Source organism: Glycomyces rhizosphaerae (assembly GCF_042647865.1).
Classification (GTDB): domain Bacteria; phylum Actinomycetota; class Actinomycetes; order Mycobacteriales; family Micromonosporaceae; genus Glycomyces; species Glycomyces rhizosphaerae.
The window spans coordinates 38,318-64,378 of record NZ_JBHRWO010000006.1 but is presented as its reverse complement, the minus strand read 5'-3'; the positions used below and the strand labels follow the sequence as shown (position 1 = coordinate 64,378).

At 68.4% G+C, this 26,061-nt stretch carries 27 protein-coding genes, 1 tRNA gene and 1 riboswitch; of the genes, 19 read left to right on the top strand and 9 right to left on the bottom strand.

Translation table 11 applies throughout. The features are described from left to right. The first annotated feature begins 93 nt into the window (after positions 1-93). A complete protein-coding gene (gene murQ, locus ACFO8M_RS05875) occupies positions 94-1,029 on the top strand; it encodes an N-acetylmuramic acid 6-phosphate etherase (protein ID WP_387971865.1) in 936 nt (311 codons plus the stop codon). A 38-nt stretch (positions 1,030-1,067) separates the two neighbouring features. Here murQ and ACFO8M_RS05870 read toward each other — a convergent pair whose 3' ends face one another. Beyond that, positions 1,068-1,757, bottom strand: a complete 690-nt coding sequence (locus ACFO8M_RS05870) for a coiled-coil domain-containing protein (RefSeq protein WP_387971862.1) — start codon at positions 1,755-1,757, stop codon at positions 1,068-1,070. 203 nt (positions 1,758-1,960) lie between these two features. Further along, positions 1,961-2,914, bottom strand: a complete 954-nt coding sequence (locus ACFO8M_RS05865) for an N-acetylglucosamine kinase (RefSeq protein WP_387971859.1) — start codon at positions 2,912-2,914, stop codon at positions 1,961-1,963. Between the two features lie 136 nt (positions 2,915-3,050). Between ACFO8M_RS05865 and ACFO8M_RS05860 the strand changes: the two genes are divergently transcribed. From ACFO8M_RS05860 to ACFO8M_RS05800, 13 genes are all read left to right on the top strand, one after another. Beyond that, complete coding sequence (locus ACFO8M_RS05860) at positions 3,051-3,983, top strand: MurR/RpiR family transcriptional regulator (protein ID WP_387971857.1); 933 nt, start codon at positions 3,051-3,053, stop codon at positions 3,981-3,983. Positions 3,984-4,042: 59 nt separating this feature from the next. After that, on the top strand, positions 4,043-5,449 hold the full coding sequence (ngcE, locus tag ACFO8M_RS05855; RefSeq protein WP_387971854.1) for an N-acetylglucosamine/diacetylchitobiose ABC transporter substrate-binding protein: 1,407 nt from the start codon (positions 4,043-4,045) through the stop codon (positions 5,447-5,449). Between the two features lie 30 nt (positions 5,450-5,479). After that, on the top strand, positions 5,480-6,403 hold the full coding sequence (locus ACFO8M_RS05850; protein WP_387971851.1) for a carbohydrate ABC transporter permease: 924 nt from the start codon (positions 5,480-5,482) through the stop codon (positions 6,401-6,403). 8 nt (positions 6,404-6,411) lie between these two features. Then, positions 6,412-7,308 (top strand): carbohydrate ABC transporter permease, encoded by an 897-nt coding sequence (locus ACFO8M_RS05845; RefSeq protein WP_387971848.1) that lies wholly within the window; start codon positions 6,412-6,414, stop codon positions 7,306-7,308. Positions 7,309-7,456: 148 nt separating this feature from the next. After that, positions 7,457-8,914, top strand: a complete 1,458-nt coding sequence (locus ACFO8M_RS05840; RefSeq protein WP_387971845.1) for an RICIN domain-containing protein — start codon at positions 7,457-7,459, stop codon at positions 8,912-8,914. A 258-nt stretch (positions 8,915-9,172) separates the two neighbouring features. Then, a complete protein-coding gene (gene rpsE, locus ACFO8M_RS05835; RefSeq protein ID WP_387971842.1) occupies positions 9,173-9,826 on the top strand; it encodes a 30S ribosomal protein S5 in 654 nt (217 codons plus the stop codon). A gap of 10 nt (positions 9,827-9,836) precedes the next feature. Next, the gene (gene rpmD, locus ACFO8M_RS05830) at positions 9,837-10,019 is read left to right on the top strand and encodes a 50S ribosomal protein L30 (protein WP_270118543.1); all 183 of its coding nucleotides are present in this window, start codon (positions 9,837-9,839) and stop codon (positions 10,017-10,019) included. Between the two features lie 2 nt (positions 10,020-10,021). Next, a complete protein-coding gene (rplO, locus tag ACFO8M_RS05825) occupies positions 10,022-10,495 on the top strand; it encodes a 50S ribosomal protein L15 (protein WP_387971838.1) in 474 nt (157 codons plus the stop codon). Positions 10,496-10,779: 284 nt separating this feature from the next. Then, positions 10,780-12,117 (top strand): preprotein translocase subunit SecY, encoded by a 1,338-nt coding sequence (gene secY, locus ACFO8M_RS05820; RefSeq protein ID WP_387971835.1) that lies wholly within the window; start codon positions 10,780-10,782, stop codon positions 12,115-12,117. Between the two features lie 77 nt (positions 12,118-12,194). After that, positions 12,195-12,830, top strand: a complete 636-nt coding sequence (locus ACFO8M_RS05815; protein ID WP_387971832.1) for an adenylate kinase — start codon at positions 12,195-12,197, stop codon at positions 12,828-12,830. 7 nt (positions 12,831-12,837) lie between these two features. After that, positions 12,838-13,674, top strand: a complete 837-nt coding sequence (gene map, locus ACFO8M_RS05810) for a type I methionyl aminopeptidase (RefSeq protein WP_387971829.1) — start codon at positions 12,838-12,840, stop codon at positions 13,672-13,674. Positions 13,675-13,698: 24 nt separating this feature from the next. Further along, a complete protein-coding gene (locus ACFO8M_RS05805) occupies positions 13,699-14,196 on the top strand; it encodes a DUF1707 SHOCT-like domain-containing protein (protein ID WP_387971826.1) in 498 nt (165 codons plus the stop codon). Between the two features lie 36 nt (positions 14,197-14,232). Beyond that, a complete protein-coding gene (locus ACFO8M_RS05800) occupies positions 14,233-14,724 on the top strand; it encodes a DUF1707 SHOCT-like domain-containing protein (RefSeq protein ID WP_387971823.1) in 492 nt (163 codons plus the stop codon). 48 nt (positions 14,725-14,772) lie between these two features. Here the strand turns inward: ACFO8M_RS05800 and ACFO8M_RS05795 are convergent. Together ACFO8M_RS05795 and orn are read right to left on the bottom strand one after the other, a co-directional pair. Beyond that, positions 14,773-14,848 (bottom strand) — tRNA-His (locus ACFO8M_RS05795). A 91-nt stretch (positions 14,849-14,939) separates the two neighbouring features. After that, complete coding sequence (gene orn, locus ACFO8M_RS05790) at positions 14,940-15,515, bottom strand: oligoribonuclease (protein WP_387972364.1); 576 nt, start codon at positions 15,513-15,515, stop codon at positions 14,940-14,942. A 640-nt stretch (positions 15,516-16,155) separates the two neighbouring features. On the opposite strand from orn, the gene ACFO8M_RS05785 reads away from it, so the two are divergent. Continuing rightward, a complete protein-coding gene (locus ACFO8M_RS05785) occupies positions 16,156-17,112 on the top strand; it encodes a sigma-70 family RNA polymerase sigma factor (RefSeq protein ID WP_387971820.1) in 957 nt (318 codons plus the stop codon). An 83-nt stretch (positions 17,113-17,195) separates the two neighbouring features. Here the strand turns inward: ACFO8M_RS05785 and ACFO8M_RS05780 are convergent, their stop codons facing one another. The 3 genes from ACFO8M_RS05780 to ACFO8M_RS05770 all read right to left on the bottom strand — a co-directional run bounded on the left by ACFO8M_RS05780 (position 17,196) and on the right by ACFO8M_RS05770 (position 20,194). Then, the gene (locus ACFO8M_RS05780) at positions 17,196-18,191 is read right to left on the bottom strand and encodes an NlpC/P60 family protein (RefSeq protein WP_387971817.1); all 996 of its coding nucleotides are present in this window, start codon (positions 18,189-18,191) and stop codon (positions 17,196-17,198) included. 6 nt (positions 18,192-18,197) lie between these two features. Continuing rightward, positions 18,198-18,364: riboswitch (cyclic di-AMP (ydaO/yuaA leader) on the bottom strand. Between the two features lie 331 nt (positions 18,365-18,695). Further along, a complete protein-coding gene (locus ACFO8M_RS05775; RefSeq protein ID WP_387971814.1) occupies positions 18,696-19,535 on the bottom strand; it encodes a spermidine synthase in 840 nt (279 codons plus the stop codon). Further along, positions 19,532-20,194 carry a MerR family transcriptional regulator gene (locus ACFO8M_RS05770; protein ID WP_387971811.1) on the bottom strand — a complete coding sequence of 221 codons (663 nt, stop codon included), beginning with the start codon at positions 20,192-20,194 and terminating at the stop codon, positions 19,532-19,534. Before ACFO8M_RS05770 ends, ACFO8M_RS05775 begins: the two co-directional genes overlap by 4 nt. A 99-nt stretch (positions 20,195-20,293) precedes the next feature. Between ACFO8M_RS05770 and ACFO8M_RS05765 the strand changes: the two genes are divergently transcribed. Next, entirely contained in the window at positions 20,294-21,850 is a 1,557-nt protein-coding gene (locus ACFO8M_RS05765) for a heparinase II/III domain-containing protein (RefSeq protein WP_387971808.1), read from the top strand. Here ACFO8M_RS05765 and ACFO8M_RS05760 read toward each other — a convergent pair. Next, positions 21,782-23,521 (bottom strand): SulP family inorganic anion transporter, encoded by a 1,740-nt coding sequence (locus ACFO8M_RS05760; RefSeq protein WP_387971805.1) that lies wholly within the window; start codon positions 23,519-23,521, stop codon positions 21,782-21,784. The two genes, ACFO8M_RS05765 and ACFO8M_RS05760, sit on opposite strands and share 69 nt — an antisense overlap. Positions 23,522-23,799: 278 nt before the next feature. Between ACFO8M_RS05760 and ACFO8M_RS05755 the strand changes: the two genes are divergently transcribed. Together ACFO8M_RS05755 and ACFO8M_RS05750 are read left to right on the top strand one after the other, a co-directional pair. Beyond that, positions 23,800-24,252 carry a hypothetical protein gene (locus ACFO8M_RS05755; protein ID WP_387971802.1) on the top strand — a complete coding sequence of 151 codons (453 nt, stop codon included), beginning with the start codon at positions 23,800-23,802 and terminating at the stop codon, positions 24,250-24,252. Then, entirely contained in the window at positions 24,249-24,722 is a 474-nt protein-coding gene (locus ACFO8M_RS05750; RefSeq protein WP_387971800.1) for a hypothetical protein, read from the top strand. The genes ACFO8M_RS05755 and ACFO8M_RS05750 overlap by 4 nt, the downstream gene beginning before the upstream one ends. On the opposite strand, the gene ACFO8M_RS05745 is transcribed toward ACFO8M_RS05750, so the two are convergent. Next, complete coding sequence (locus tag ACFO8M_RS05745; protein WP_449267468.1) at positions 24,719-25,642, bottom strand: GNAT family N-acetyltransferase; 924 nt, start codon at positions 25,640-25,642, stop codon at positions 24,719-24,721. The genes ACFO8M_RS05750 and ACFO8M_RS05745 overlap by 4 nt on opposite strands. A gap of 97 nt (positions 25,643-25,739) precedes the next feature. Here ACFO8M_RS05745 and fdxA point away from each other — a divergent pair, with 97 nt between their 5' ends. Further along, positions 25,740-26,060, top strand: coding sequence for a ferredoxin (gene fdxA / locus ACFO8M_RS05740; protein WP_387971795.1), 321 nt, complete (start codon positions 25,740-25,742; stop codon positions 26,058-26,060). The last annotated feature ends 1 nt before the right edge of the window (position 26,061 follow it).

Genomic DNA, 26,061 nt, shown 5'->3' with positions numbered 1-26,061 from the left:
GTACACCTGTCGACCGCCGCCCATGGTGCGGCGCGATTCTTCATACCCAGCCGGTTGGATGAAATTTTACTTCATTGCGCTAGGCTCGCAACTGTGAGTGAGACGACCGAGCGCCTGCAGGCGCGCACCCAGCTGGCCACCTTGGCGACCGAACAGGCCGATCCCCGCTATGCCGGGATCGAGCTGCTTTCGACGCTTGACTTGGCGCGCACCATGAACGAGGCGGACGCGAGCGTCCCAACTGCCGTCGCCGCGGTCCTCCCGGAGGTGGCCGCCGCGATCGACGCAGTGGCCGACCGCCTCGCGAAGGGCGGGCGGCTGCGATACGTGGGGGCCGGCACGGCCGGGCGGATGGCCGTGATGGACGCAGCGGAGTGCCCGCCGACGTTCTCGACCGACCCCGAGCTGGTGAAGGCGATCCTCGCGGGCGGCAAGGCCGCCGAGGGCGGCGCCGTCGAGGGCACCGAGGACGACGCCGCGGCCGGGGTCGCGGCCATGGTCGCCGAGGGGATCGGCCCGGCCGATGCGGTGGTCGGCCTGGCGGCGAGCGGTCGGACCCCGTTCGTGGTCGCGGCGGTCGAGGAAGCGCGGCGGCGCGGCGCGCTCACCGTGGGGTTGTCGTGCAACGCCGGCACACTCCTCTCGGCGGTGGCCGAGCACCGGATCGAGGTCGAGGTGGGCCCGGAGGTCGTGGCCGGTTCGACGCGGCTGAAGTCGGGCACGGCGCAGAAGTTCGTGCTCAACATGATCTCGACGATCAGCATGGTGCGCTTGGGGAAGGTCTACCGGAACTACATGGTGGACATGCGGGTCGCGAACTCGAAGCTGGCGGCGCGGGCGGTCCGGATGATTCGCGAGATCACCGGAGTGGACGCCGAGGCCGCGGAGGCGGCGCTGACCGCTTCGGGGGAGCACGTGAAGACCGCGGTGGTCATGATCGAACTGGGCGTGGACGCGGCGGAAGCCGCAGAGCGGCTGGGACGAGCGGAGGGCCGCCTTGCGGGTGCCCTGGCGGGGCGAACTCCGTAGATCCGACAGGTCGCAACGGCGCTGTCGCCGCTGTCGATCTACTGCTTGATCCAGTCGCCGCACCCAGAGGTCTCGAAAGCGAAGTCATCACTCTTGATTTCGACGGAGACGTTGGCGGAGCCGAAATGGTTGTCGAGGATGTCGAACGTGTCCAGCGAACCGAGTCTGGCCCAGTAGCAGCCGGACCCAGTGCCTTGGGCTTTGTAGGTCCCAGGTTCGACTTCCTCTCCGACCACCCAGACGCCGTCACCCGGAATCGTGTTCGCCTCGATCTCTTCCTCTTCCTGGGTGATCTCCTCTTCGCGGTCGTCGAGTTCGGTTTGCCGGTCTTCGAGGTCCTGCTCGCGCGCGTCGAGGTCCGCCTCGCGCTGATCGAGTCCGGCCTCGCGCTGATCGAGTCCGGCCTCGCGTTCGTCGATCTGGTCGACCTGGGTTTGGAGCGCCTCGATCTGGTCTTGCAGTTCGATGATCTCTTCCCGGAGGGTTTCGGATGCGTCGAGTGCTGAGGCCTTCTCCGACTCGAGTTCATCGAGTTCGGATTGACGAGGTACCGCCGCCCCGTAGCCGAGGAGGAGGCCGATCATGAGGGTCGCAAGGCCGACTGCCAGCGCGACCCCCGTGCGGCTGGTGAATCGCCGACCCCAGCCCGGGCGGTTCGAGGAGACATGGGGGTCTCCGGAATCCCCGCCCTCACGCCCGAAGCGACTCGGGTCTGGATCGGAGAGCATGAAATGAGACTAGCATCACATCATTACCTAACGTGAGGACATCTTCGCTTGAGGTCGACGTTATTGGTTCGGCGTTCGTGCGATCAAAGTCGAAAACGCGCTGCAGTGCAGATCGGCCGTTTCCCGTGCAATTCAACCTGAAACCAGCTGCTCAACCTGATAGCGAGCCGAGGAACGGCGGGTAGCGGCGTTGCCGCGCAGGGCTAACGCCATGCGAGTTGGCGGTGGAGCCTGACTCTCGCGTCGGGGTCGGTCACGAAGGCGCTGGCGGCCATCCAGGCCGCTCCGATCGCCGGGTCCGTGGCTTTGCTGATGCCCGCCTTCGGGTACACGAGGCGGAACCGCTCCTGCAGGAGTGCGGCGATGGGGGTCGGGCGGGTGAGGAGGCTGCCGGCCATGACGATCGGCAGTTCGCGGTCGACCACGTACGACACCGATTCGGCCAGGTGCCCCACGGCCCTGGCCACGATCGACTCGGCCACCGGGTCACCGCCGTCCGCGGCCTCGCACACGAGGGCCGAGAAGCGCGAGAGCCGCACGGGCGGGTCCGCCATGCACTTCGCGACCAGCGCCCCCGACCGGCGGTGCTCCGGGGCGATCGCGGCGATGATGGCCTCGACGAGGCGTCCGCCCGGGCCGTTGCCGTCGATGTGACGCAGTGCGGCCCTGACGGCTTCGCGGCCGAGCCAGAATCCGGAGCCGGCGTCGCCGAAGAGCCAGCCGTAGCCGTCGGAGCGCAGGTCCGGCGTGCGGTCGCGGATCGCGAACGCCACAGCGCCGGTGCCCGAGACGACCACGGTGCCGTCCGATGCGGACGATCCGGCTGCGAACGCGATCACCGCGTCCGACACGACCTGGACTTCGCAGTCGGTCGCGAAGCGCCGCTTGAGGTCCGCAGAGAGTTCGCGGACTTCTTCGGTCAGGGAGAGTGCTCCGGCCGTGCCGACGCAGACCGAGCCGACCTCTGCGGGGTCGATGCCGCCGAGGGCCCGCTGGAATGCCAGGGCCATGTTGGACAGCGCGATCTCCCGGTCGCCGCCGACCGGATTGGCCGGTCCGGACGCACCGGTACCGAGCACCGCACCGGTCTCGTCTATGAGAACGGCGCGGCTGCTGGTCCCGCCGGCGTCGAGGCCGACGGCGAGTCTTGCTTGCATGATGGGGTCCCCGCTCCTTGCGATACCAGCAGTATCCGCCTTCGGTGCAAATCAGTAAAAATAATTCTCATGAGCTTGACACGAGTGTGTCATAGGTAATAGTTTTTCTTGCATCCACCTCCCGAAGGGGACGCCAATGGACCAAATCGGGTTTGAAGCACCCAATCCTCCGGCCGCGGCCGGAGTCCTCGAACGGATCCGCCACGGCGCCGGAGACCTGTCCGAAGCCATGTCGAAAGTGGCCGACCAGGTACTCGCCGACCCCGAAGCCGCGGCGCGGGCCACGATCATGGACCTCGCCGAGATCTCCGGTACCTCCCCAGGAACCATCACTAGATTCTGCCGTCATCTCGGATATGACGGTTACGCCGCCCTCAGGGTTGCAATCGCAACCGAAACGGGACGTGCGTCCGCCCGCCTCGAGACCGGTTGGGACGTCAACATAGGGCGCGAGATCGCCCCCTCCGACCCGCTCGACCGGGTCCTCAAGCAGCTCATCACCATCGACGCCGCGATGCTCCGCGACACAGTGGACACGCTTGACCTCGAAGCGGTCGAGCGCGTCGCCTCCCGCGTCTGCGACGCCCGCCGCGTCGACGTGTACGGCGTCGGCACGAGTGCCACCGTCGCCCGCGAACTCCAGATGGGCTTCTACCGCACCGGCGTCGCGGCCTGGGTCTGGACCGAGGTCCACGACGCCCTCGCCAGCGCCGCCCTCCTCGGCGGGCACGACGTCGCGGTCGCCGTCTCCCTCTCGGGTTCGACGGCCGAGGTCGTCGAGATGCTCTCCGAGGCCGACAGCCGCGGCGCCTTCACCGTCGCGCTCACCGGCGACCCGGATTCGGCCATCGCCGAGATCGCCGACGTCTGCCTCGTCTCGGCCACCACCCGCACCGGCCACCGCGCCGATCTGCTCGCCTCCCGGCACTCGGCGCTGCTCGTCGCCGACCTCGTCCACATCGCCGTCGCGCAGCGGAACTTCCCCGACGCCCTCGAAGCCCTGGAGTCCCGGGCCCGAGCCGTAGTCGGCCACCGGCCGACCCGACAGCCCCGGCACGGTACGAGCTGACCCTCTCACCGTCCACAGTCACGGTCCAGCCCAACCTGCTACCCCTTGAAGGAGCGACCATGAACACCACACCAGCCGATCGCCACCCGCTGTTCTCCCGCCGCAACCTGTTCGGCGCCACCGCCGCCGGGCTCGCCGCCTCGTCGCTGGCGGCCTGCGCCACCAGCGGCAGCGACGAGGACGCCCAAGAGGTCACCGTCGGCGACGACGCCGAGAACCCGTTCGGCGTCGACGGCAAGGCGCCCTTGGACGTCGTCATCTTCGACGGCGGCTTCGGCAACGAGTACGCCGTCGCCCACCAGGCGCTCTACAACGAGGCGTTCCCCGACGCGAAGATCGAGTCCCTTGCGACGCAGGCGATCGCGGAGACCCAGCAGCCGCGCTTCGCCGAAGGCAAGCCGGCCGACGTCCTCGACAACTCGGGCGCCCAGCAGATCCCGATGGACTCGCTCGTCAGCGACGGCGAGCTCGCCGAACTCACCCCGCTCCTCGACGCGCCGTCCTACGACGACCCGGAGATGACCGTCCGCGACACCCTCCGCGAGGGCGTGCTGGAGGCCGGCACCTTCAACGGGAAGGTCTACGCCCTCAACTACGTGTTCAACGCGTGGACGATCTGGTACGACGCCAAGCTCTTCCGCGACCAGGGCTGGACCCCGCCGACCACCTGGGAGGAGATGATGGCGCTCTGCCCGACCATCAAGGCCGCCGGGATCGCGCCGTGGACCTACGCCGGGCAGCACCCGGTGTACCTCTACGACATGTTCCTCATGCTCGCCGGACGCCACGGCGGCGTCCAGGTCCTCAAGGACATCGACAACCTCAAAGAGGGCGCCTGGTCGAACGCGTCGGTCGTGGCGGCCGCCGAGGCGATGTACAGCCTCGGGGAGTCCGGCTTCCTGCTCGAAGGCAGCGCCGGCATCGACCACATCCAGTCCCAGACCTCCTTCAACAACAACGAGGCCGCGTTCCTCCCGTGCGGGTCCTGGCTCCCCAACGAGCAGGCGGCGATCGCACCCGAGGGCTTCGAGTACATGCCGATGGGCGTGCCCTACCTCGAAGGGAGCGTCCAGCCCGGGCTCATCAGCGCGGGCGGCGACGAGCCGTTCGTGGTGCCGAAGAACGCGACCAACCTCGCGGGCGCCTACGAGTACCTGCGGATCATGCTCTCCAAGGAGGGCTCGCAGATCTTCGCCGACGCCGTCCAGGCCGCCACCGTCGTCAAGGGCGTGGAGCTCGAGAACGAGGCCGCCAAGACCACCGACGCGCTGGCGGCCAACCCGGAGGACATGTTCCAGCCGAAGTTCCGGTACTGGTACACGAAGATGAACGACGAGGTGCGTCCCGCGCTCGGCCAGCTCATCAACGCCGAGGCGACGCCCGAGGACTTCATCGCGCGGATGCAGGCGGTCGCCGACGAGACCGCCGCCGACGACACCATCGAGAAGTTCACCCACGACGAGTAAGCACGAGCGACAGAGAGGAGGGCCTGGGCTGTGAAGCACGGCAAATATCCGTTCATCCTGAGCTTCCTGGCATTGCCGGTGGGGCTGTACGCCTGGCTGGTGATCCTGCCTTTCGCCCAGGCCTTCCAGATCTCGCTGACGGACTGGTCGGGGTCGAGCAACACGTTCGACTACATCGGCTTCGACAACTACGTCAACCTGTTCAAGGACAAGCGACTGGTCCTGCCCGCCTTGCGGCACACCGGGATCATCCTGGTGGTGCTGCCGGTCGTGACGATCGCGCTGGGCCTGTTCTTCGCGTTCATGCTCAACCTCGGCGGGAAGGTCCGCCAGGGCCGCATCGAGGGCGTGCGCGGCGCCCGGTTCCACAAGATCGTCTACTTCTTCCCGCAGGTGCTCTCGGTGGCGATCATCGGGATCCTGTGGAAGCAGGTCTACGCGCCGGAGAACTTCGGCGGGCTCATCACGGGGGCGCTCACCTCGGTCGGGCTTCCGGCCCCGGTCAACGGGTTCCTGGCCGACAAGCGCTTCGTGCTCGCGGCCGTCATCGGCGTCCTCGTCTGGAGCGCCGTCGGCTTCTACCTGGTGTTCTTCTCCTCGGCGATGGCCTCGATCCCGCGCGACCTGTACGAGGCGGCGATCATCGACGGCGCCGGGCGGATCCAGATGTTCTTCAAGATCACCCTGCCGCTGCTGTGGGACTCGGTCCAGACCGCGTGGATCTACTTGTCCATCGTGGCCCTGGACGTGTTCGTCCTCATCTACATGATGACGCCCGAACGCGGCGGGCCCGACGCGGCGAGCGAAGTGGTCGGCGGCGTCATCTGGAAGTACGCGTTCAACCACGGCGAGCAGGCGTTCGCGTCGGCGCTCGGCGTGGTCCTGTTCTTCGCCGCATTGAGCCTGGCCGTCGTGTCGCTGCGGTTCGGCCGCCGCGAGCGGATCGAGTTCTGAGGAGCGACATGGCAACCGAGACCCCCGCCAAGACCGAGGCCCCCGCCGCGCGGACCGCGCAGCCCGCGCCCCGCCCCGAGGGCAACGTCCTCAACTTCTTCTCCCAGGGCTTCCTGTGGCTGTGGGCCCTGATGGTCATCATCCCGGTCGTCTGGATCGTCATGACCTCGTTCAAGACCACCCGGCAGATCGCCTCAGACCCGCTCGGTCTGCCCGACGGGCTGCACCTGGCGAACTACCTGAACGCCTGGACCAACGGGAACATCGGCAACTACTTCCTGAACACCGTGCAGGTCATGGTCTTCAGCGTCGCCGGCACGATGCTCCTGGGCGCCATGGCGGCCTACGTGCTGGCCCGCTACGAGTTCTTCGGCAACCGCATCATCTACTTCGGCTTCGCCGCGGGCATGATGTTCCCAGTGTTCCTGGCGCTGTTCCCGCTGTTCAAGACCCTCCAGAACGTGGGGCTGCTGAACACCTACCCCGGGCTCGTGATCGTCTACATCGCCTACTCGCTGCCGTTCACGGTCTTCTTCCTGACCGCGTTCTTCCGAACGCTCCCATCGGGTGTCGCCGAGGCGGCGGTCGTGGACGGCGCCGGGCACTACCGGTTGTTCTTCCAGGTCATGCTGCCCATGGCCAAGCCGGGCCTCATCGCCATCACGATCTTCAACATCATCGGCCAGTGGAACCAGTTCCTGCTGCCGCTGGTCCTGTTGAGCCGCAACCCCGAAGACGCCGTGATCTCGCAGGGCCTGGCGAACCTAGCACTGCGCCAGGGCTACGAGGGCGACTCGGGCGCGCTGTTCGCGGGCACCGTGATGGCCATGATCCCGATCTTCCTGGCCTACATCCTCTTCCAGCGCCAGATCCAGGCCGGACTCACCGCGGGGGCCATCAAGTAAGACTGCGGACACGTTGCGAGCGTTGCGCCTGCGCAGCCGGTTATTCAACCGGTTTGTCGAAGGGTGTTTACAAGGGTTCGAATCTGTGGAAATATCGACATGATTCGATCACGCCCTCTCCCTTGGGGCGCTCGAGAAGGAGACGACGATGTCAGCAAGCAAGCGGCTGGGCGCCCTCGCCGCCGCGACGGCCCTCGTGACCGCGGCCCTCGGCCTCGCCGCCCCGGCCCCGGCCGTGGCGGCGCCCGTGTCATTCGACAACGGCCAGACCATCACCGACACCTCCGGCAACCTCATGCACGCGCACGGCGGCGGCATGCTCAAGGTCGGCAGCACCTACTACATGGTCGGCGAGCAGCGCAACGACTACCTGTTCGACCAGGTGAGCATGTACTCCTCCACCGACCTCGTGAACTGGACCTTCGCCAACGACATCCTCAGCGCCGAGTCCGACCCCGAGCTCTCCCCGGCCAACATCGAACGCCCCAAGGTCATCTACAACGCCAGCACCGGCAAGTACGTCCTCTGGGCCCACAAGGAGAACGGCGTCGACTACGGCGACGCCGAAGTCGCCGTGGCCGTCTCCGACACCGTCGCCGGCGACTACGACTACCAGGGCTCCTTCCGTCCCGCCGGATACGACTCCCGCGACATGACCCTCTTCGTCGACACCGACGGCACCGGCTACCTCATCTCCGCCGCCGACGTGAACTACGACCTCAACGTCTACCGGCTCACCCCCGACTACCTCGCCATCGACGAGCTCGTCCACGTCTTCGACGGCTACCACCGTGAAGCCCCGGCCGTCTTCCAGCGCAACGGGGTCTACTTCCTCGTCACCTCCGGCGCCACCGGCTGGAACGCCAACCAGACCCAGTACGCCACCACCACGAACTTCCCCGAGGGCGCCTGGTCGGGCTGGACCAACGCGGGCAACTCCACGACCTTCGGCTCCCAGCCGACCTTCGTCACCACCGTGCAGGGCACCGCCGGCACCAGTTACCTCTACATGGGCGACCGCTGGGGACCGCAATGGGGCGGCAAGCCCATGGACAGCGAGTACGTCTGGCTGCCCATCGCCTTCCCCAGCAACACCTCCATGTCGCTGACCTGGTACTCCACCCTCAACATCGACACCGCCGCGGGCACGATCCAAGGCGTCGTCGGCTCCGAGGACGGCAGCCCGTACGCCACCAAGTTCGTCAACGCCGCCTCCGGCCGCTGCATCGACGTACCCGCCGGCTCCAGCACCAACGGCACCAAGCTCATCCAGTACGACTGCTGGAACGGCGCACCCCAGGCCTTCACCTTCGACCCGGTCTACCCCGGCTCCAAGGTCGGCGCCGTCTCCAACACCGCCACCGGCAAATGCTGGGACGTGCTCGACGAGGCCACCGCCAGCGGCGCCCCCGTCGGCCAGTGGGGCTGCTGGGCCGGAGGGAACCAGCGCTTCTCGCTGCGCACCGCCGCGAACGGCAACTACACGATCGTGGCCCAGCACTCGGGGCTCTGCCTCCAGCCCGCCTCGAACGCCAACGGTGCCGCGCTCGTGCAGAGCACCTGCACCGGTGCCGCCAACCAGCAATGGGACGTGACCGGCCTCTAGGCCCACCCGCCGCACCGCCCCGAACCGAGCGTTCGGGGCCTTGGACAAGGACCGCCGCCAGCGGACTTCGCAGCACTGGCGGCGGTCCTGCTGTGTCCTCGGCCTCAGCCCGACCCCGCCGTTCGCTGATGTACCCCTGACCAGGCATAATCGAGAGGTTGCGCTTCGGTGCGACTCTTCCGGCTCTCGAAGCTGGACATTCAATGCGAGTCAGCCCGGTTTCGGGCTGGCGTTGAGCGAACGAAAGGAATCAGTCTCGTGGCTGATCAACAGCAAGCGGCCGGCAGCCGTGACGGCGCCGCCGGCGGCGGCGACCGCCGCGGCGGCGGACGTGGCGCCGGACGCGGGGGCCGCGACGGCGGTCGCGGTCGCGACCGCGCCGAGAAGTCCCCGCACGTCGAGCGTGTAGTCACCATCAACCGCGTCGCCAAGGTCGTCAAGGGCGGCCGTCGGTTCGCCTTCACCGCCCTCGTGGTGGTCGGCGACGGCAACGGCAACGTCGGTGTCGGCTACGGCAAGGCCAAGGAAGTTCCCGCGGCCATCGCCAAGGGCGTCGAGGAAGCCAAGAAGAACTTCTTCACGGTTCCCCGCATCGGCGGCACCATCCCGCACGAGGTCTTCGGTGAAGACGCGGCCGGCAAGGTGCTCCTGAAGCCCGCTTCCTCGGGTACCGGTGTCATCGCGGGTGGTCCCGTGCGCGCCGTGCTCGAATGCGCCGGCATTCACGACATCCTGTCGAAGTCCCTGGGCTCCTCGAACGCGATCAACATCGTCCACGCGACGGTGGCCGCGCTCAAGGCCCTCGAGTCCCCGGAGGCCGTCGCGGCCCGCCGCGGCATGGCGCTCGAGGACATCGCTCCTCAGGGCCTGCTGCGCGCCCGCGCCGAGGCCGCCGCGGCCGCGAAGGCGTAGGGGAATCGACATGGCACGTTTGAAGATCACCCAGCACAAGTCGGTCATCGGCGAGAAGCCGAAGGCCCGTGCGACCATCCAGACGCTCGGCCTTCGCAAGATCGGCCAGACCGTCTTCAAAGAGGACCTCCCGCAGTACCGCGGCATGGTCCACCGTGTCCGCCACCTGGTCGACGTCGAGGAGGTTGAGTAGTCATGGCTATTCGCATTCATGACCTGCAGCCGGCCCCCGGCGCCAAGAAGGCCAAGACCCGTGTGGGTCGCGGTGAAGGCTCCAAGGGCAAGACCGCCGGCCGCGGTACCAAGGGCACCAAGGCCCGCAAGACCGTGCCGGCCGGGTTCGAGGGCGGGCAGATGCCGCTCCAGATCCGTCTGCCGAAGCTCAAGGGCTTCAAGCCGCACAACAAGCTCGTCTACACCGTGGTCAACCTCGACCGCCTCGCGGAGCTCTTCCCCGAGGGCGGCCAGGTCGGCCCCGAGCAGCTGATCGAGGTGGGCGTCCTCAACAAGAAGGAGCTCATCAAGGTCCTCGGCTCCGGCGAGCTCGAAGGCGTCAAGCTGGACGTGAAGGCCCACGCCTTCTCCTCCTCCGCCTTCACCAAGATCACCGCCGCCGGTGGCACGGCCACCGTGGTGGACAAGAAGACCGGCGAGGCCCTGGGCGAGTAATCGCACCGGGTAACCACGGCAGAGCTTGTGCGACACAAGCGAACCGAGGTAGCCGAACACATGATCTGCGAAACGGGTCGGAGGGAACTCCGGCCCGTTTCGTCGTAATGAATGCCGAATACTCTGCGTCCGAATGCGCCTGCTAGGCTCCCTTGGCGAGGACCACCGTCTTCCTCGGGCGTGTGTCGCTCTCGCTACGAACTACACACGCCCACTGGTTACGAAAGGTGTTGCCCCGCAACACCATGGGCCCCGCCAGGGGGTCTTGTTCAGGAGGAACCGCATTGCTCTCCGCCTTCATCAGCGCGTTTCGGACCCCCGATCTGCGCAAGAAGATCCTGTTCACCTTGATGATCATCGGACTGTATCGTCTTGGTGCGCAGATGCCGAGTCCCGGCGTGGACTACACGGCGGTGCAGACCTGTCTGAACCAGCAGCCCACCGATGAGGCCGGGGTCTTCGGACTCCTGAACCTGTTCACCGGTGGAGCGCTCCTCCAGCTCTCGGTCTTCGCGCTCGGCGTCATGCCGTACATCACCGCGTCGATCATCATGCAGCTGTTGACCGTGGTGATCCCGAGGCTCGAGCAGCTCCGCAAGGAGGGCCAGCCGGGCCAGGTCAAGATCACCCAGTACACGCGCTACCTGACGCTGGGCCTCGCCCTGCTCCAGGCCTCCGGCTACATCGCGTTGGCGCGTTCGGGCATCCTGTTCCAGGCCGAGTGCCCGGACCCGATCCTCCCGGACCTCTCCACCACCGACGCCAACATCCCCTTCTGGATGACGATCATCGTCGTCGTGGCCGTCATGGTCGCGGGCACCGCGATCATCATGTGGTTCGGCGAGCAGATCACCGAGCGCGGCGTCGGCAACGGCATGAGCCTCCTGATCTTCGCCTCGATCGCCGCGCAGATGCCGAGCCAGTTCTGGGCACTGCAGGAGTCCGAGGGCTGGTTCATGTTCAGCGTGATCGTGGGCCTGTGCGTCGCGATCATGGTGGCGGTCATCTTCATCGAGCAGTCGCAGCGCCGCATCCCGGTGCAGTACGCCAAGAAGATGGTCGGCCGCCGGATGTACGGCGGCACCTCGACCTACATCCCGCTCAAGGTCAACCAGGCCGGCGTCGTGCCCGTCATCTTCGGCTCCTCGCTCCTGTACATCCCGACGCTGTTCCGCCAGCTCAACCAGAACAGCGACTCCCAGTGGGTGCAGTTCATCGACCGGTACCTGCTCAACCAGGGCTCGTGGGTGTACATCACGCTGTACGCGTTCCTCATCATCTTCTTCACGTACTTCTACGTCTCGATCACCTTCAAGGTCGACGACGTCGCCGAGAACATGAAGAAGGCCGGCGGATTCATCCCCGGCGTGCGTCCGGGCAACCCGACCGCGACCTATTTGCAGCGAGTCCTGTCACGCCTGACCTTCCCGGGCTCGCTTTACCTGGCCGCGATCGCTATCCTTCCCAATCTGGCCATCATCGCGTTCGGTAACCAGCAGCTGTTCGCACAGTTCGCGTTCGGCGGTACTTCGGTGCTGATCATGGTGGGCGTCGGCCTGGAGTCGGTCAAGCAGATCGAGTCCCAGCTGATGCAGCGCCACTACGAGGGCTTCCTGCGCTGACGCAGGCCTGACCTCAGCGCCAGAGCGCGGCTTTCCAGCCGCGCTACTGGCATGTCGACGACACGGGAGGAAGACTTTTGCGACTGGTACTGGTAGGCCCGCCCGGGGCCGGCAAGGGCACCCAGGCTGAGATCATCGCCGAGCGGCTCGGCATCCCCAAGATCTCGACCGGCGACATCTTCCGCGCCAACGTCTCCGGCGGCACGCCGCTGGGGCTCAAGGCCAAGGAGTACATGGACGCCGGGGAACTCGTGCCCGACGAGGTCACCAATGACATGGTGGCCGACCGGCTGGCCCAGGACGACGCCAAGGACGGCTTCCTCCTCGACGGCTACCCGCGCAACACGGAGCAGGCGAAGGTCCTCGACCGGATCCTCGACGAGGCCGGCGTCACCCTCGACGTGGCCCTGGAGCTGACCGCGAGCGACGACGAGGTGGTCCGCCGCCTCTCGGGCCGCCGCGTCTCCAAGTCGACCGGGAAGATCTACCACCTGGAGTTCGACCCGCCCGCGGATCCCGACTCCGAGGACCTCTTCCAGCGTTCGGACGACAAGCCCGAGACTGTCAAGCACCGCCTCGAGGTCTACGCCGAGCAGACCGCGCCGCTCGTGGGCTTCTACGAGCAGCAGGGCAAGCTCACGCGGATCGACGCCCTCGGCGAGGTCGCCGAGGTCACCGAGCGCGCCCTGAACGCCATCGGCGCCGCGAAGTAACCCCGTCGTGTTCCGTCGTCGCCAGAACATCCAGTACAAGACGCCCGAGCAGTTCCTCAAAATGAGGACCGCCGGTCTCGTCGTGGCCGAGGTCCATCAGGCCATGCGCGAGTCCGCGGGGCCGGGCGTGACGACGGCGGAACTCGACCGCATCGCCGAGCAGGTCATCCGCGACTGCGGTGCGGTGCCCTCCTTCAAGGGCTACGACATCGGCAACGGGCCCTACCCCGGCTCGATCTGCTCCTCGGTGAACGAGCAGGTCGTCCACGCGATCCCCTCGCAGGACGTGGTCCTCAAGGAAGGGGACCTCCTCTCGGTCGACGTCGGCGCGATCGTCGACGGCTGGCACGGGGACGCCGCGATCACCCTCGAGATCGGCCAGGTCGCCCCGGAGCTGACGGCCCTGCGGGAGGCCTGCGAGGCCGCCATGTGGGCCGGCATCAAGGCCGCGGCCACCGCGAAGCGCCTCGGCGGGATCTCCCACGCCGTCGAGCACTCGGTGGAGCACTCGGGCGAGTACGGCATCGTGACGGGCTTCGGCGGGCACGGCATCGGCACCGAGATGCACCAGGACCCGCACATCCTCAACTACGGGCGCCCGAACGAGGGCCCGAAGCTGCGCCCGGGCATGGCCCTGGCGATCGAGCCGATGATCACCCTCGGCTCGGAGGAGACCGCCGAACTGGCGGACGGCTGGACGATCGTGACCGACGACGGCTCCATCGCGGCCCACGTCGAGCACACCATCGCGCTCTGCGAGGACGGCGTCTGGGTCCTCACGGCCCCTGACGGCGGCGTCGAACAGCTGGGCGACGCGGTCGCGAGCGCGGCTCGCGCCGAATAGGACTCCGATGCCATAATTGGCCTCGTGACCGAAGACCACGGCAAGCTGCGGATCTCCCATGCCGACCGCGACAAGGCGATCGCGCAGTTGCAGGCCGCCCTCGACGAAGGCCGCATCGACCTCGCGGAGTTCGATGAGCGCGCCAAGACGGCCTACGAGGCCAAGACGAACGCCGAACTCGACCTCATCTTCGACGACCTCCCCGGCGGCCGCCCGAAAGAGGCCGAGGTCGTGCCCGCAGCGCCCGCCGAAGCCCCCGCTCAGAGCCCCCACGGGCACCCGCACGGCGGCCCGCCCTGGCTGCACCGGTTCCCCGCCCTGCGCGGCCTGGTCACCGTGGGCGCCATTACCACCGGCATCTGGGTCGCCACCTGGATCGGCACCGGGGAGCCCACCTACTTCTGGCCGATCTGGCCCATCCTGGGCCTCGGCATCGCCACGGTCATGCAGTTGGTGAACGGCGGGTGGGACGGTCACGGCCACGAGGACGAGGACCGGAATGAGCGCCGCGATCGCCACTGACCCGAACCCCCATCCCTTCCCCAAGGAGCCCAACGAATGTCCTCCCTCGAACGTTTCGGCGACGACCGCGAGATGCGGATCGGCAGTCCCGAGCGCACGGCCCTGACCGAGATCCTGCGATCCTCGGTGGACCAGGACTACATCGACCTCGACGAGTACGAGAAGCGCGTGGACATCCTCATGGCGGCGAAGACTTGGGCGGACGCCGAGCCGATCCTCCAGGACCTGCCGGCGTATCAGCGGGTGCTCAAGGCCCAGGAGGACGCGTTCGTGCCCGAGAAGCTCCGCACCCCGGAGTGGATCAAGTGGCTCTGGGTGGGCAGCTCGATCCCCGTCGGCATCGTCACGGGGGTCTGGGGGTTCGTGTACTGGCTGTCGGGCAGCCACCAGTACTTCTGGCCGGTCTGGGTCGTCATCCCGCTGGGCGTGGTGGCGACGGCACTGACCATCGCCGAGCGGTTGATCCTTCGCCCGGCCGAGGCGCGCAAGCGTCAGGAACGCCTGCGCCGCAAGCGGAACCAGCGCTGACCCTGGACAAGCGAAAAGCCTCGCGGCAGTGCCGCGAGGCTTTTTCCTTGGGGTGATCGACGGGGCTCGAACCCGCGACCTCCTCGACCACAACGAGGCGTTCTACCAACTGAACTACGACCACCAAGACCGATCTCGCAGGGAAAACCTGGGATCGGCGACAATCATAGCCAAGCTTCCGGGGTTCCTGTCAACGGGGTTCGGTGTCGACCGTCTCAGTCTCCGGTGCTCCCGGCGATGCTCGCCGCGGCGGCCTTGGCCTCGTCACTGGAGGGCCCGGGCAGCGGCACGAACAGGGTGCGCCGGTAGTACTCGAGTTCCTGCACGCTCTCCAGGATGTCGGCGAGGGCGCGGTGGGCGAGGCCCTTGGGCGGCTGGTTGTAGTAGACGCGCGGGTACCAGCGCCGCGCCAGCTCCTTGATGGAGGAGACGTCGATCATCCGGTAGTGCAGGTGCTCGTCGAGGCGCGGCATGTACTTCGTGATGAAGGTGCGGTCCGTGGCGATCGAGTTGCCGCACAACGGGGCCGTGCGCGCTTCGGGCACGTGCTGCTTGACGTACTCCAGTACCGCGTCCTCGGCCTGCTGCAGGGAGACCTGCGAGGCCCGCACCTCGTCGGTGAGCCCGGACTTGGCGTGCATGTCGGCGACGAACGCCCCCATGTCGGCGAGGTGTGCCGGGTCGCAGGCGATCACGATGTCGAGTCCGGCGTCCAAGGGGGTGAGATCCGGTTCCGTGACCAGTACGGCGATCTCGATGAGGGCTTCGGTCTCCGGGTCGAGGCCGGTCATTTCGCAGTCGACCCACACTAGGCGTTCTTCAGTCACCGGCCCAACTCTACGCGCAAGCGACACACCAGGTGATCTACGCGGCACGCTGCCGGAAGCGCCCCACGGGTGCCTCTGGAGGGCGCAGACTGAGAAGAACGAGAGGTGTTCGGAATCGGACATCAACGCCTGAGAAAGGTGTTGCTTGTCACCGCTACAGTCCGCTATGGTGCGGGTATCAGAGCGTCGCCGCCTTTGCGGCCCGGATCGCAGTGATTAGGGCCGCAAAAAGATGATCTCTCAACTTTTTCAAGGTAGGGCGCGTGTTCCCCTAGAGATTGAAGGTTTGCGATGAAGCAGACCGGAGACGATCCCGTGACCAGGGCTCGGGTCATCAGGCCTCTGCCGAGGTGAGGTGATCCCCGTCTCAGAGGCATCATGAGGCCGAAGTGCCCCCGTCTCTGAAATGGGAGCCGTGAACCGAGCTTAGCCGATGAAAACGGGTACTCGAAACGGTGTGAAGGCCCTAGGGCCACCGATTCGCATCGATTTCGTAACCGTGGCGCATCGAACACCGGGGCACGGAATTCCACGCAACGAAGCGGTCGTTGTAACTGGTACACCGTTCACGCGGTGTCGGGGGACGAGGAAGCTGGAGGAGACCTTGAGCGTGGAGCAAACGACAACACCCACCCTCACCACCGAAGAGGTCGCTGAGGAACGAGACCTTGTGGGTGTTTACCTGCATGAGATCTCGAAGACGCCGCTGCTTGACGCCGCCGCCGAGGTCGACTTGGCGAAGGCTATCGAAGCGAGTCTGTTCGCGAAGCACCTGCTCGGCGAGGGGGAGACCTTCGGCGACGCCACCGAAAAGGACCTGAAGCGCCTGGTCGAAGACGGTGCGAAGGCGAAGGAGCAGTTCATCAAGGCGAACCTGCGGCTGGTCGTCTCGATCGCCCGCCGGTACGTCCGTTCCGGGATGCCGATGCTCGACCTGATCCAGGAGGGCAACACGGGCCTGGTCCGCGCCGTCGAGAAATTCGACTACCAGCGCGGCTTCAAGTTCTCGACCTACGCCACGTGGTGGATCCGTCAGGCCATCAGCCGGGCGATCGCCCAGCAGGAGCGCACCGTGCGCCTGCCGGTGCACCTGGTCGAGGACGTCAACCGGATGCGCAACGTGACCCGCCAGCTCACCCGTGAGCTCGGCGGCGACCCCGAACCCGACCAGGTCGCCAAGGCGCTCGGCGTCACGGTCGAGCGGGTCAACGAGCTCATCCGCTGGAGCCAGGACACCGTCTCGCTGGACACGCCGATCGGCGACGACGGCGACACCAATCTCGGCGACCTCGTCGCCGACTCCGACGAGCCCAGCCCGGAGGACGTCGTCCTCGCCGGGATGGAACGCCAACGCATCGAGATGATGCTCAACCACCTCGACGAGCGCTCGGCGGGGATCGTCAAGGCCCGCTACGGGCTCGAGGACGGCCGCGAGCACTCGCTCACGGAGGTCGCGCACCGGTTCCACCTGTCGCGCGAGCGCATCCGCCAACTCGAGATCCAGGCGCTGGCCCGACTCAAGGAACTGGCCAACGACCAGGTCATGGCTGAAGCAGCTTGACTGCGGAAGCGTTAAGGACATAACGCGAGAGGGCCGGGGCGAATGCCCCGGCCCTCTCGTCGTGCTCTCGTCTTCCGGACGTGTCAGACCCGGCGGTAGCCGTCGATCGACATGCCCATGTCGAGATCGGAGATCTTCACGACGTCGCCCGGCTTGGGGGCGTGGATGACCTGGCCGTCGCCGATGTACATGGCCATGTGGCCCAGGCCGTTGTAGAAGACCAGGTCGCCCGGCTTCAGGTCGCCCCGGTCGATGGCGCTGGTCTCGTCCCAGATCGCGTTCGTGTAGTGCGTCAGGGAGATGCCGGAGACGGCGTAGGCGCCCTGGACGAGGCCCGAGCAGTCCCAGGTGTCGGGGCCGGCGGACCCGTAGACGTAGGACTCGCCGAGCTGGTCGCGGGCGAACTCGACCGCGGCGGTCGCGGCGTCGGCGCTGTAGGCCGCCGTGGAGTCGGAGTCGGAGGACGACGAGTCGCTGGAAGCGGCGGACTCCGCTGCGGCCTCGGCTTCGGCTTCAGCCTCGGCGGCGGCTGCCGCTTCGGCTGCCGCGGCTTCGTCCGCGGCCTTCTCGGCCTCGTCGATCTCGGTGTCGAGGGCCTTGATCTGCCGCTGCGCGGTCGCGATGTCGGCCGTGAGGCCTTCGGCGGTCTCGGCGGCGGCCTCGGCCTCGTCGTACTTGTCGGACTGCTCCTGCGCGTAGGCGACCAGGGTGGTGACCTTGGCGTCGAGGTCGTCCTCGGCGGATTCGACCGCGGCGGTGACGATGCTGAGCTGCGCGTTGGAGGTCCCGTAGTCCGCGGTGGCGGCGTCGACGACGGCCCGGGCTTCGCCGAGCCGGACCCGCAGGTCCTGGAGGTCGGCGGCGGCGTCGTCGCGCTGGGTCTCGAGATCGGCCAAGTGGGCTTCGATCTCGGAGGCGGATGCGGAGGTGTAGTCGATGTCGGCCGCGTCGGCGTGGGTGCCGGCGAAGGCGGTCACGATCGCGACGGTGGCGAGGGTGACTCCCGTGTAGGCGGCGACGCGGCGAATGATGGCACTGGTTCGCGAACGATAATCGGTGTCGGAGCAGGCTTGAGCCACGGGTGGCCTTTCTTCCTCGTCCGCCTACCGGGTTAGCTGTCGGGTTCGGGCAGGGAAGCGCGCCCTACCCGCTGCGGCTGCGCTGCAGCGGGATTCACCCCGTGCGCCACGTGTTGCACTGGAGGGACGCGGCGCGGCTGGGTCCCCGGCCCGCGCATCGGTGTCTCACCCGGAACCGGGAGGAACGGGCGTCATGCGAGCGCGGCTCGGCGGTCCGGACGGGTGGGTCTCTGGGGGAGCCCTGAGGACCCGACCGGAACAGGCGCCGACGCTAACGCAAGGTGACCCGAATCGCCAAGTCCTCTGTGAGTCGCTCCATAGTCCAGTAACGGACAGTGAGGACGCGATGGGAGACAGGGCCACTATCCAGCGGATTTATTGTCCGAACGGCCGACCCGCCGGTGGTCCGGGTGGTGGCGGCGGGTGCGGGGCGGCGAGGAGGGCTCGGATTCGCCATCGCCCCCGGCTTCGAAGGTGCCCGGCGGGTACGACACCGCCCCGCGGTCAGAAGCTGCGGAGAGACTGCGGGGGCGGCGGGGACTGGATCGCGGTCGCGTCCGTGACCGGGGGAGCGCCGCCGATGTACTCCTTCAGCTCGGTGCCCTCCAGCACCCGGCACGGGAAGGCCGCGCCCGCGCAGCGGCGCCGCAGGTCGGCCACCGGAAGCTCGACATCGGCCGCCACCGCGACCACGTTCCCGAAACGGCGGCCCCGCAGGACCGCGGGCTCGGCCATGACCGCCACGTGCGGCCACACCGCGCCCATCGCCGCGAGCGCCGGTTTCAGGAACTTCATCTGGCCGCCGTCGCACAGGTTCACCGCGTAGTGCCCGCCCGGGCGCAGCACCCGCCGCGCCTCCCGCAGGAACTCGGTGCTCGTGACGTGCGCGGGCACGCGGGCGCCCTCGTACACATCCGTGATGATGAGCTCATAGCTCGCCTCCGGCGCGGACGCGACCGCCTCGCGCGCGTCCGTGTGCCGGATCTTCACCTTCACGCCGCGCGGCAGCGGGGCCTCGGCCCGCACCAGGGCGACGAGTTCCTGGTTCGTCTCCACCGCCTGCTGGTACGAGCCCGGACGCGTCGCGGCCGTGTACCGGGCCATCGCCAGGCCGCCCGCGCCGAGGTGCAGCACCCGGAGCGGCTGCTTGGGGGCGGCCATCGAGTCGACGAGATAGGCGATCCGCTGCATGTACTCGGCATCCAGATAGGACGGATCGTCGAGATCGACGGTGGCTTGGACCACGCCGTCGGCGACGAGGTGCAGCAGGTTCGGGCGGCCCGGATCGCGGTCGATGCGCAGGTTCGGACGTTCGGTCGGGGATTCGGGCGGGTTCGGGCTCACGGACCCATTGTGCCCGAGGGCGGCTGCGCGGCCTGGGTCCTGGCCGAGGCCGCGACGTGGGCGATGCGCCGCAGTGCCGCGAACATCGTCTCGCCGAGCACCGTCGCCACCACCGCCTGCTCCACGTTCACGCCCTCGATCCTGGTCGCCTCCGCGATCGCCTCCATGTCCGCCGAGGCCAGCGCCGCCGCCGCGTCCGCGTAGTGGCTCAGCACCTCCTGCGGGTCCGGGTTCCCCAAGCGGTAGAACGCGGTGAGCGCCGTGACCAGTGCGTCCCGGTAGTTCGGCGGCGCCACCTCGGCCCAGCCGTACTCGGTCAGCAGCTGGTCCACCGTGCGCTCGGCGGCCTCGGTCGTGCCCTCGCTCGCGAGCGAGAACTTCGGGTCCCGATGCGTGGCGGCGAGGGTCGCACCCAGTGCCTGGAACACCGAATCCGGGTGGCGCCCAAGCACAGTGAGCACCTCGCCGATCTGCGCCACCGACAGGCCCGCCGTCTCCGACAGGGCGCGGATGAGCGTCAGGCGGTGCACGTGGGCCGGACCGTACTCGACGGTGTTGCCCTCACCGTGCTCGCCGGCCTGCAGCAGATGCTCCCGCAGGTAGTACTTGATGGTGGCGGCCGGAACGCCCGTCCGCTCCGACAGCTCCCCGATGCGCATACGAGGGAGTCTATGACGGAATGCGCGCCCGCGTTACCGTTGAGCCACGGCAGGAACCCCCGCCTCCACCCATCACCGCATCCGGAAAGGCGTTGGTCAATGTCCGACCTTCGTACGGCCCTCCTCGAAGAGCTGCGCGAGATCGCCGCACTTCCCGTCCCCGCCTTCGACCCGGACCTCGCCGACGACTTCGCCGCCACCGGCCGCCGCCTGCCGTACGAGACCCAGTACTTCGCCCGCCGCCGCCACCTCGCCGCGCTCGCGCTCGTGGGGGAGGCCGGTGCGCTCTCCTCGCTCCTCAAGGACGTCTGCCAGGAACGCTCCTGGGCCCTCCCCGCCCACTGGGAGGCCGAGTCGGACCCGCGCACCTGCGTCGACCTCTTCGCCTGCGAGACCGCCCAGACCCTCGCCGAGATCCTGCGCCTGCGCGAGGACATCGAAGGCGCCGAGCAGATCGAGGCCGAGATCCGCCAGCGCGTCCTCGACCCGTTCTTCGAGGCCGACTTCCCCTTCTGGTGGGAGGAGCGCCACTCCAACTGGACCGCCGTGTGCGCCGGCGCCGCGGGCATGGCCGCCCTCGCCCTCGACTACGACACCGACGTGATCCGCGGCCGCGTCCTCCCCGCCCTCTCGGGCTACATCTTCTCCTTCGGCCCTGACGGCGGCTGCGTCGAAGGCGTCGACTACTGGGTCTACGGCTTCGGCTACTTCACGTACTTCGCCGAGGCCTGGAGGGACGCCACCGGCGAGGACCTCCTCGCCGGCAACGAGGCCATCGCCTCGTTCCCCGCCCGAGCCCAGCTCTACCCGAACTCGTTCGCGACCTTCGGCGACACCGGGGCCGACACGCTCCTCCCGGCGGGCCTGTTCAGCCGCCTCCACGACCGGCTCGGCGTCCCGCTGCCGGCCGCGACCCGCGTCCAGACCTTCGCCGAGGACGCCTGCGCCCGCTGGGCCCCACTCACCCGCACCCTCGACTGGGGACGGCCCTTCGAGACCGAGGTCGAACCCGGCCGGTCGCTCCTGGCCGACGTCGGCTGGTTCGTCGAACGCCGCCAGATCGGCCGCCGCATGTGGGCGCTGGCGGTCAAGGGCGGCTTCAACGACGAGCCCCACAACCACCTCGACCTCGGCTCGTTCCTCATCGCCGTGGACGGCGAGCAGCTCCTGTGCGATCCCGGTGCGGGCGAGTACACCGCCGCCTATTTCGGCCCGGAACGCTACGAGCAGGTCCACCCCTCGGCCGCCTGGCACTCGGTGCCGACGGTCGAAGGCGCCGGGCAGCAGCTCGGGGAGGACTCCCGCGCCGAGCTCGTGGGCACGGTGGACGGCGTGGACGTGTACGTCGACGCGTACGGCGACGGCGCGCTCATCCGCAAGCTCGCCTGGACGGGTGAGTCGATCTCGTTGGAGGACTACGGCCCCGAGATCACCGAGTCGTTCGTCAGCCGCATCCGGCCCGAACTCGAGGGCACCACGGCGGTGTGGGCCGGGGAGCGCGGCACCCTCGTGCTCCACGGGATCAACCCTGAGGACGCCGTGGTCGACTCGGTCGACGCGTTGGACCACCGCGGCGCCCCCGACCGGCTATGGGCGCTCCGCTTCGGTCTCCGCTCCGGTGCCGAATCGAGCGGTCTCCGCTTCGAGCTGCTCTAGGAGCCCGTCGGCCTTGAGGCGCTGGCGCGCGGCGGCGATCGCCTCGCTGGTGTGCTCGAACAGGCGCCCCTGCTGCCACAGCGGTTCCAGGATGCCCAGGGCCGCCAGCGGTTTCGCGTGCACTGGTTCGAGGCCGGAGAGGTAGACGGCTATGCCGCGGTGCTCGAGGCGCTTGATCGCGTCGGCGAGCACCGTAGCCCCCGACGCGTCCATCGTGGATACGCGGCTCATCCTGAGCACGACCACCCGCACGTCGGCCACGTCCAGCAGCTGCAGCAGGAACCGGTGCGCGGCGGCGAAGAACAGCGGCCCTTCGAGCCGGTAGGCCACGATGTGCTCGTGCAGCAGCGCGGCCTCCTCGTCGTGGTGGTCGGCCGGCTCGATCGGCTCCTCCTCGACCGAGACGGACCTGGAGATCCGCCCGAGCGCCAGCAGCCCGGCGAGCGCGATGCCCACCGCCACGGCCCACACCAGGTTGAGCGTCACGGTCGCGGCCAGCGTCAGCCACATGACGGCCGCGTCGGCGCGCGTCGAACGCGCCAGCGCCAGCATCGAGCCGACCTCGATCATGCGGATCGAGGTCGCGATGAGCACGCCAGCGAGCGCCGCGAGCGGCACGTGGGACACCAGCGGCGCGAGCGCGAGCATCATGAGCGCCAACACGATCGCGTGCGTCAGCGACGCGAGCCGCCCGGCGGCCCCCGACCGCACGTTCACCGCGGTGCGCGCCAGCGCGCCCGAGGACGGCATCCCGCCGAAGAACGGCGTCACCAGGTTCGCCACACCCTGCCCGAACAGCTCCCGGTCCGGGTTGTGGTGCTGATCGACCGTGATGTTGTCCGCGACCGTGGCCGACAGGAGCGACTCCAGAGCGCACAGGGCGCAGATCGCGACGGCCGCGGCGACGAGCTCGGGCATCTCGGCGAAGTCGAGGAACCCGGCCTCAGGGGCCGGGATGGTGCGAGGCAGCGTACCGATGACCGACACTTCCGCACTGGCCCACCAGGTCACGGCGGTCGCGGCGATGACCGCGAGCAGCGGCGTGGGGATCTGGGAGTGCAGGCGCGAGCCCAGCAGGATCGCGGCGGCCACGCCGAAGGCGACGGCGAGCGGCGCCCAGTTCGGGTCGGCCGCGAAGTCGCTGAGCGATTCCCATGCGCCGCTGAGCAGGTGGGCGTTCTGCGCGGGCAGGCCCAGCGCGGGAGGCAGCTGCTGGATCGCGATGACGATCGCGACCCCGGCCGTGAAGCCCTCGACCACGGGCACCGGCACGTAGCGGGCGTAGCGGCCCGCGCCGGTGAGCGCGAGGACGACGAGCATGAGCCCGGCCATGATGCCGACGAGCATCACCCCGGCGTGGCTGTGGGTGGCCGCGAGCGGCACCAGGACCACGGCCATGGTCCCGGTGGGGCCGGAGACCTGGAGGTTCGAGCCGCCGAGGAGCGCGGCCAGGGCCCCGGCGATGATCGAGGTGATGAGCCCGGCGAAGGCGCCGAGGCCCGAGGCGATCCCGAAGCCGAGCGCCAGCGGCAGCGCGACGACGGCGACGGTGAGGCCGGCGAGGAGGTCGGTGTGCCAGTGGCGGCCGAGGTGGAGGTAGTCGGACCGTTCGGGGAACAGCTGTCGGAAGCGGCGGCGTTTCGTGGCAGTTGTCTCTCGTATTGCGGTCATGAGCCGATTGTCCCGGATCGGTTGATATGCAATGACTTTCAGCGCGCCCCGGGCGCGTCGCGGTCCAGGGGGCGCGGGCCGCACCCGCCGCGGCGCGACACGTTCGGGTGACATGGGCGCTGGGAGGCCCGCTTCTTGTCGGACCTGCGAGGGACGCTGGGCAGTATCTTCCCCTCTCGTGGTGGGTGGGGGTTTGTGGACGGCCTATCGCGCCGAACCGCCGAACGCGCTCCGCGCTGCCATTCGGCGCCTTCGCTTCCTGCCGTAGGATCGCCACCGTGCATGAGAAGGGTCTGGAAGCGGCGATCCGCATCGGCGGCGCGGTGGTCGTCACCGCCGCGGCCGTGCTCGCCGCCGTCCTCGAATCCTTCCTGGTGCCCTTCTACATCGGCGGGATCGCGGTCCCCCTCGCCGGGGCGATCGCGTTCGTCGCGAACTGGCGCCTCGCGGCGCTGGCCGTGTACTGGACCGGCGGACGCTGGTCCGTCGTGCTCACCTCGGCCGCCTGGTTCGCCGTGGTCGTCATCGCCACCATGCCGACCTCGGCTGGTTCGCTGGTGGTCACCAGTGGTTTCAACGGCTACGCGCTGCTCCTGGCGGGGACCGCCGGAATCGCCCTCGCGCTGTGGCAGTATTTTCGACCCAAGCCGAGCGCCAAGCCTCGGACCGTCGCCGACCCCCGGGTCGCGGCGCAGGCCACCCCCACCGCTACGAAGGAGTCCCGACAGTGACCCTCCTCAGCCGCCTCCTGATGCCGCACTGGCCCTCGATCTACGGCTTCGCCCTGGGCTTGATCGCCGCCAACCTGGCCGGCCGGATCGCCTCCAACAAGTGGGGCGAGGGCACCGCGGTCGGCGACCTCATCGGCGTCTACACCTTCGGCGCGATGGCCGCCGTCGCCGTCGCCGCCGGCATCTGGTGGGGCACGCGCCGCGACCGCAAGGAGATCACGGGCGAACTGCTCTCGATCTTCGTGGCGACGACCCTGTTCACCGTCCTGGTGAACCCGCTCATCGCGCGCGTCGACTACCCCTCGCTCGACGGGGTCTTCTCGCAGACCCTCATCTACTTCGCGCTGCTGGCGCTCTCGGGCTGGGTCGGCTTCCTCATCGTTATGGCCCTCGGCGTGGACGTGTACGGACGCCAGCTCAAGGCCACCCGGATCGCCTTCGAGCGCAAGGCGAACCCCAAGGCCGCTTAGCTGGCCGGGCCCCGATAGCGGTAGCGGTACCGCTCGGCGTAGCCGAGCCGCCCGTACATCGCGATCGCGGCCTCGTTGTCGGTCTCGACCTGGAGCGCGGCCCGCCGCGCTCCAGTCTCGTATCCCCACGCCTCGAGCGCGTGCAGGATCTCGGTCCCGAGCCCCTGGCGCCGGAACGCCGGCAGCGTCCCGATATTGGTGATCGCCACGGTGTCGCCCGCGATCGCGCCGCGCCCGCGTGCCGCCAATGACCCGTCCCGCCGGATCTCGGCGTAACCGCGGTCGGGCCCCGATCCGAAGATCCGCGCCGCGACCTCGGGCCTGCCGCGCCCGACCTGCTCCAGCAGCGCCGCGCTCGGCTCGTGCACGATCCGCGCCTCGCCCTTGTACTCGACCGGTTCGAGCGCCTTCGTCATCACGGCGGTCTCCGCCTCGGCCTCCCAGCCGCGGGCCGCCAGCTCCTCGTCGAGCCGTTTCGCCACGCCTCCCGCCAGCGACACGAGCGGCCGCGCCCCGCGCTCCCCGTACCAGGCCGTGACCGCTGCGATCGCCGCGTCGGTCCCGCCCGGCGGGGCGGTCAGCGCGAGCACCGAGTTCGCGCGGCGCGAGAAACCTTCGGCGTACCGTAGAAGCCATCCCCCCAGTTCGGCGGACTCGATTGCGGGCCAGGTGGCCGCGAGGAGCCGTTCGAGTTCGAGGATCTCGGAGAACGGGGTCGGTTTGGGAGGGATCGGCCTGGCCGCGACGACCGCGGCCGCCTCGATGGTGACGACCGCCCCCGAAGCGGGCAGTACGCGCCACTGCGCCACACCGATCTCGATAAGCTCGCCCGTGATGTCCGTGAACCGGCGACCCGGTTCGGGGTCGTCCAACCTGATCCGAACCGCGACGCGACGGCCGACATGTTCCGGTCCCAGCATCTGGCGCACCCCCTGCCTTCGGGTCTATACATGGAAATAGGCTTTAGGCTCATCTCAGCGCAGTCCGCCCGACTGCGCGCTGTAGGAAGGACGACTCGTGACTTACGTAATCGCCGAGCCGTGCGTGGATCTTCTCGACAAGGCCTGCATTGAAGAATGCCCTGTCGACTGCATCTACGAAGGCAACCGGAAGCTCTACATCCACCCCGACGAGTGCGTCGACTGCGGTGCATGTGAACCGGTGTGCCCGGTCGAGGCGATCTTCTACGAGGACGACGTCCCCGAAGAGTGGGCCGCCTACACCAAGGCCGACGTCGACTTCTTCGACGACCTCGGCAGCCCCGGCGGGGCCTCCAAGGTCGGCAAGATCGACAGCGACGTCCCGTTCGTGGTCGCACTGCCCGCGAAAGCGGAGTAGC

Bases quoted from the DNA above. Each gene is read 5' to 3' on its own strand.
- ACFO8M_RS05870 (WP_387971862.1), bottom strand. From the start codon at position 1,757: ATGCTCTCCGATCCAGACCCGAGTCGCTTCGGGCGTGAGGGCGGGGAT.
- ACFO8M_RS05865 (WP_387971859.1), bottom strand. From the start codon at position 2,914: ATGCAAGCAAGACTCGCCGTCGGCCTCGACGCCGGCGGGACCAGCAGC.
- ACFO8M_RS05860 (WP_387971857.1), top strand. From the start codon at position 3,051: ATGGACCAAATCGGGTTTGAAGCACCCAATCCTCCGGCCGCGGCCGGA.
- ngcE (WP_387971854.1), top strand. From the start codon at position 4,043: ATGAACACCACACCAGCCGATCGCCACCCGCTGTTCTCCCGCCGCAAC.
- ACFO8M_RS05845 (WP_387971848.1), top strand. From the start codon at position 6,412: ATGGCAACCGAGACCCCCGCCAAGACCGAGGCCCCCGCCGCGCGGACC.
- ACFO8M_RS05840 (WP_387971845.1), top strand. From the start codon at position 7,457: ATGTCAGCAAGCAAGCGGCTGGGCGCCCTCGCCGCCGCGACGGCCCTC.
- rpmD (WP_270118543.1), top strand. From the start codon at position 9,837: ATGGCACGTTTGAAGATCACCCAGCACAAGTCGGTCATCGGCGAGAAG.
- rplO (WP_387971838.1), top strand. From the start codon at position 10,022: ATGGCTATTCGCATTCATGACCTGCAGCCGGCCCCCGGCGCCAAGAAG.
- ACFO8M_RS05800 (WP_387971823.1), top strand. From the start codon at position 14,233: ATGTCCTCCCTCGAACGTTTCGGCGACGACCGCGAGATGCGGATCGGC.
- orn (WP_387972364.1), bottom strand. From the start codon at position 15,515: ATGACCGGCCTCGACCCGGAGACCGAAGCCCTCATCGAGATCGCCGTA.
- ACFO8M_RS05770 (WP_387971811.1), bottom strand. From the start codon at position 20,194: ATGCGCATCGGGGAGCTGTCGGAGCGGACGGGCGTTCCGGCCGCCACC.
- ACFO8M_RS05765 (WP_387971808.1), top strand. From the start codon at position 20,294: ATGTCCGACCTTCGTACGGCCCTCCTCGAAGAGCTGCGCGAGATCGCC.
- ACFO8M_RS05760 (WP_387971805.1), bottom strand. From the start codon at position 23,521: ATGACCGCAATACGAGAGACAACTGCCACGAAACGCCGCCGCTTCCGA.
- ACFO8M_RS05745 (WP_449267468.1), bottom strand. From the start codon at position 25,642: ATGCTGGGACCGGAACATGTCGGCCGTCGCGTCGCGGTTCGGATCAGG.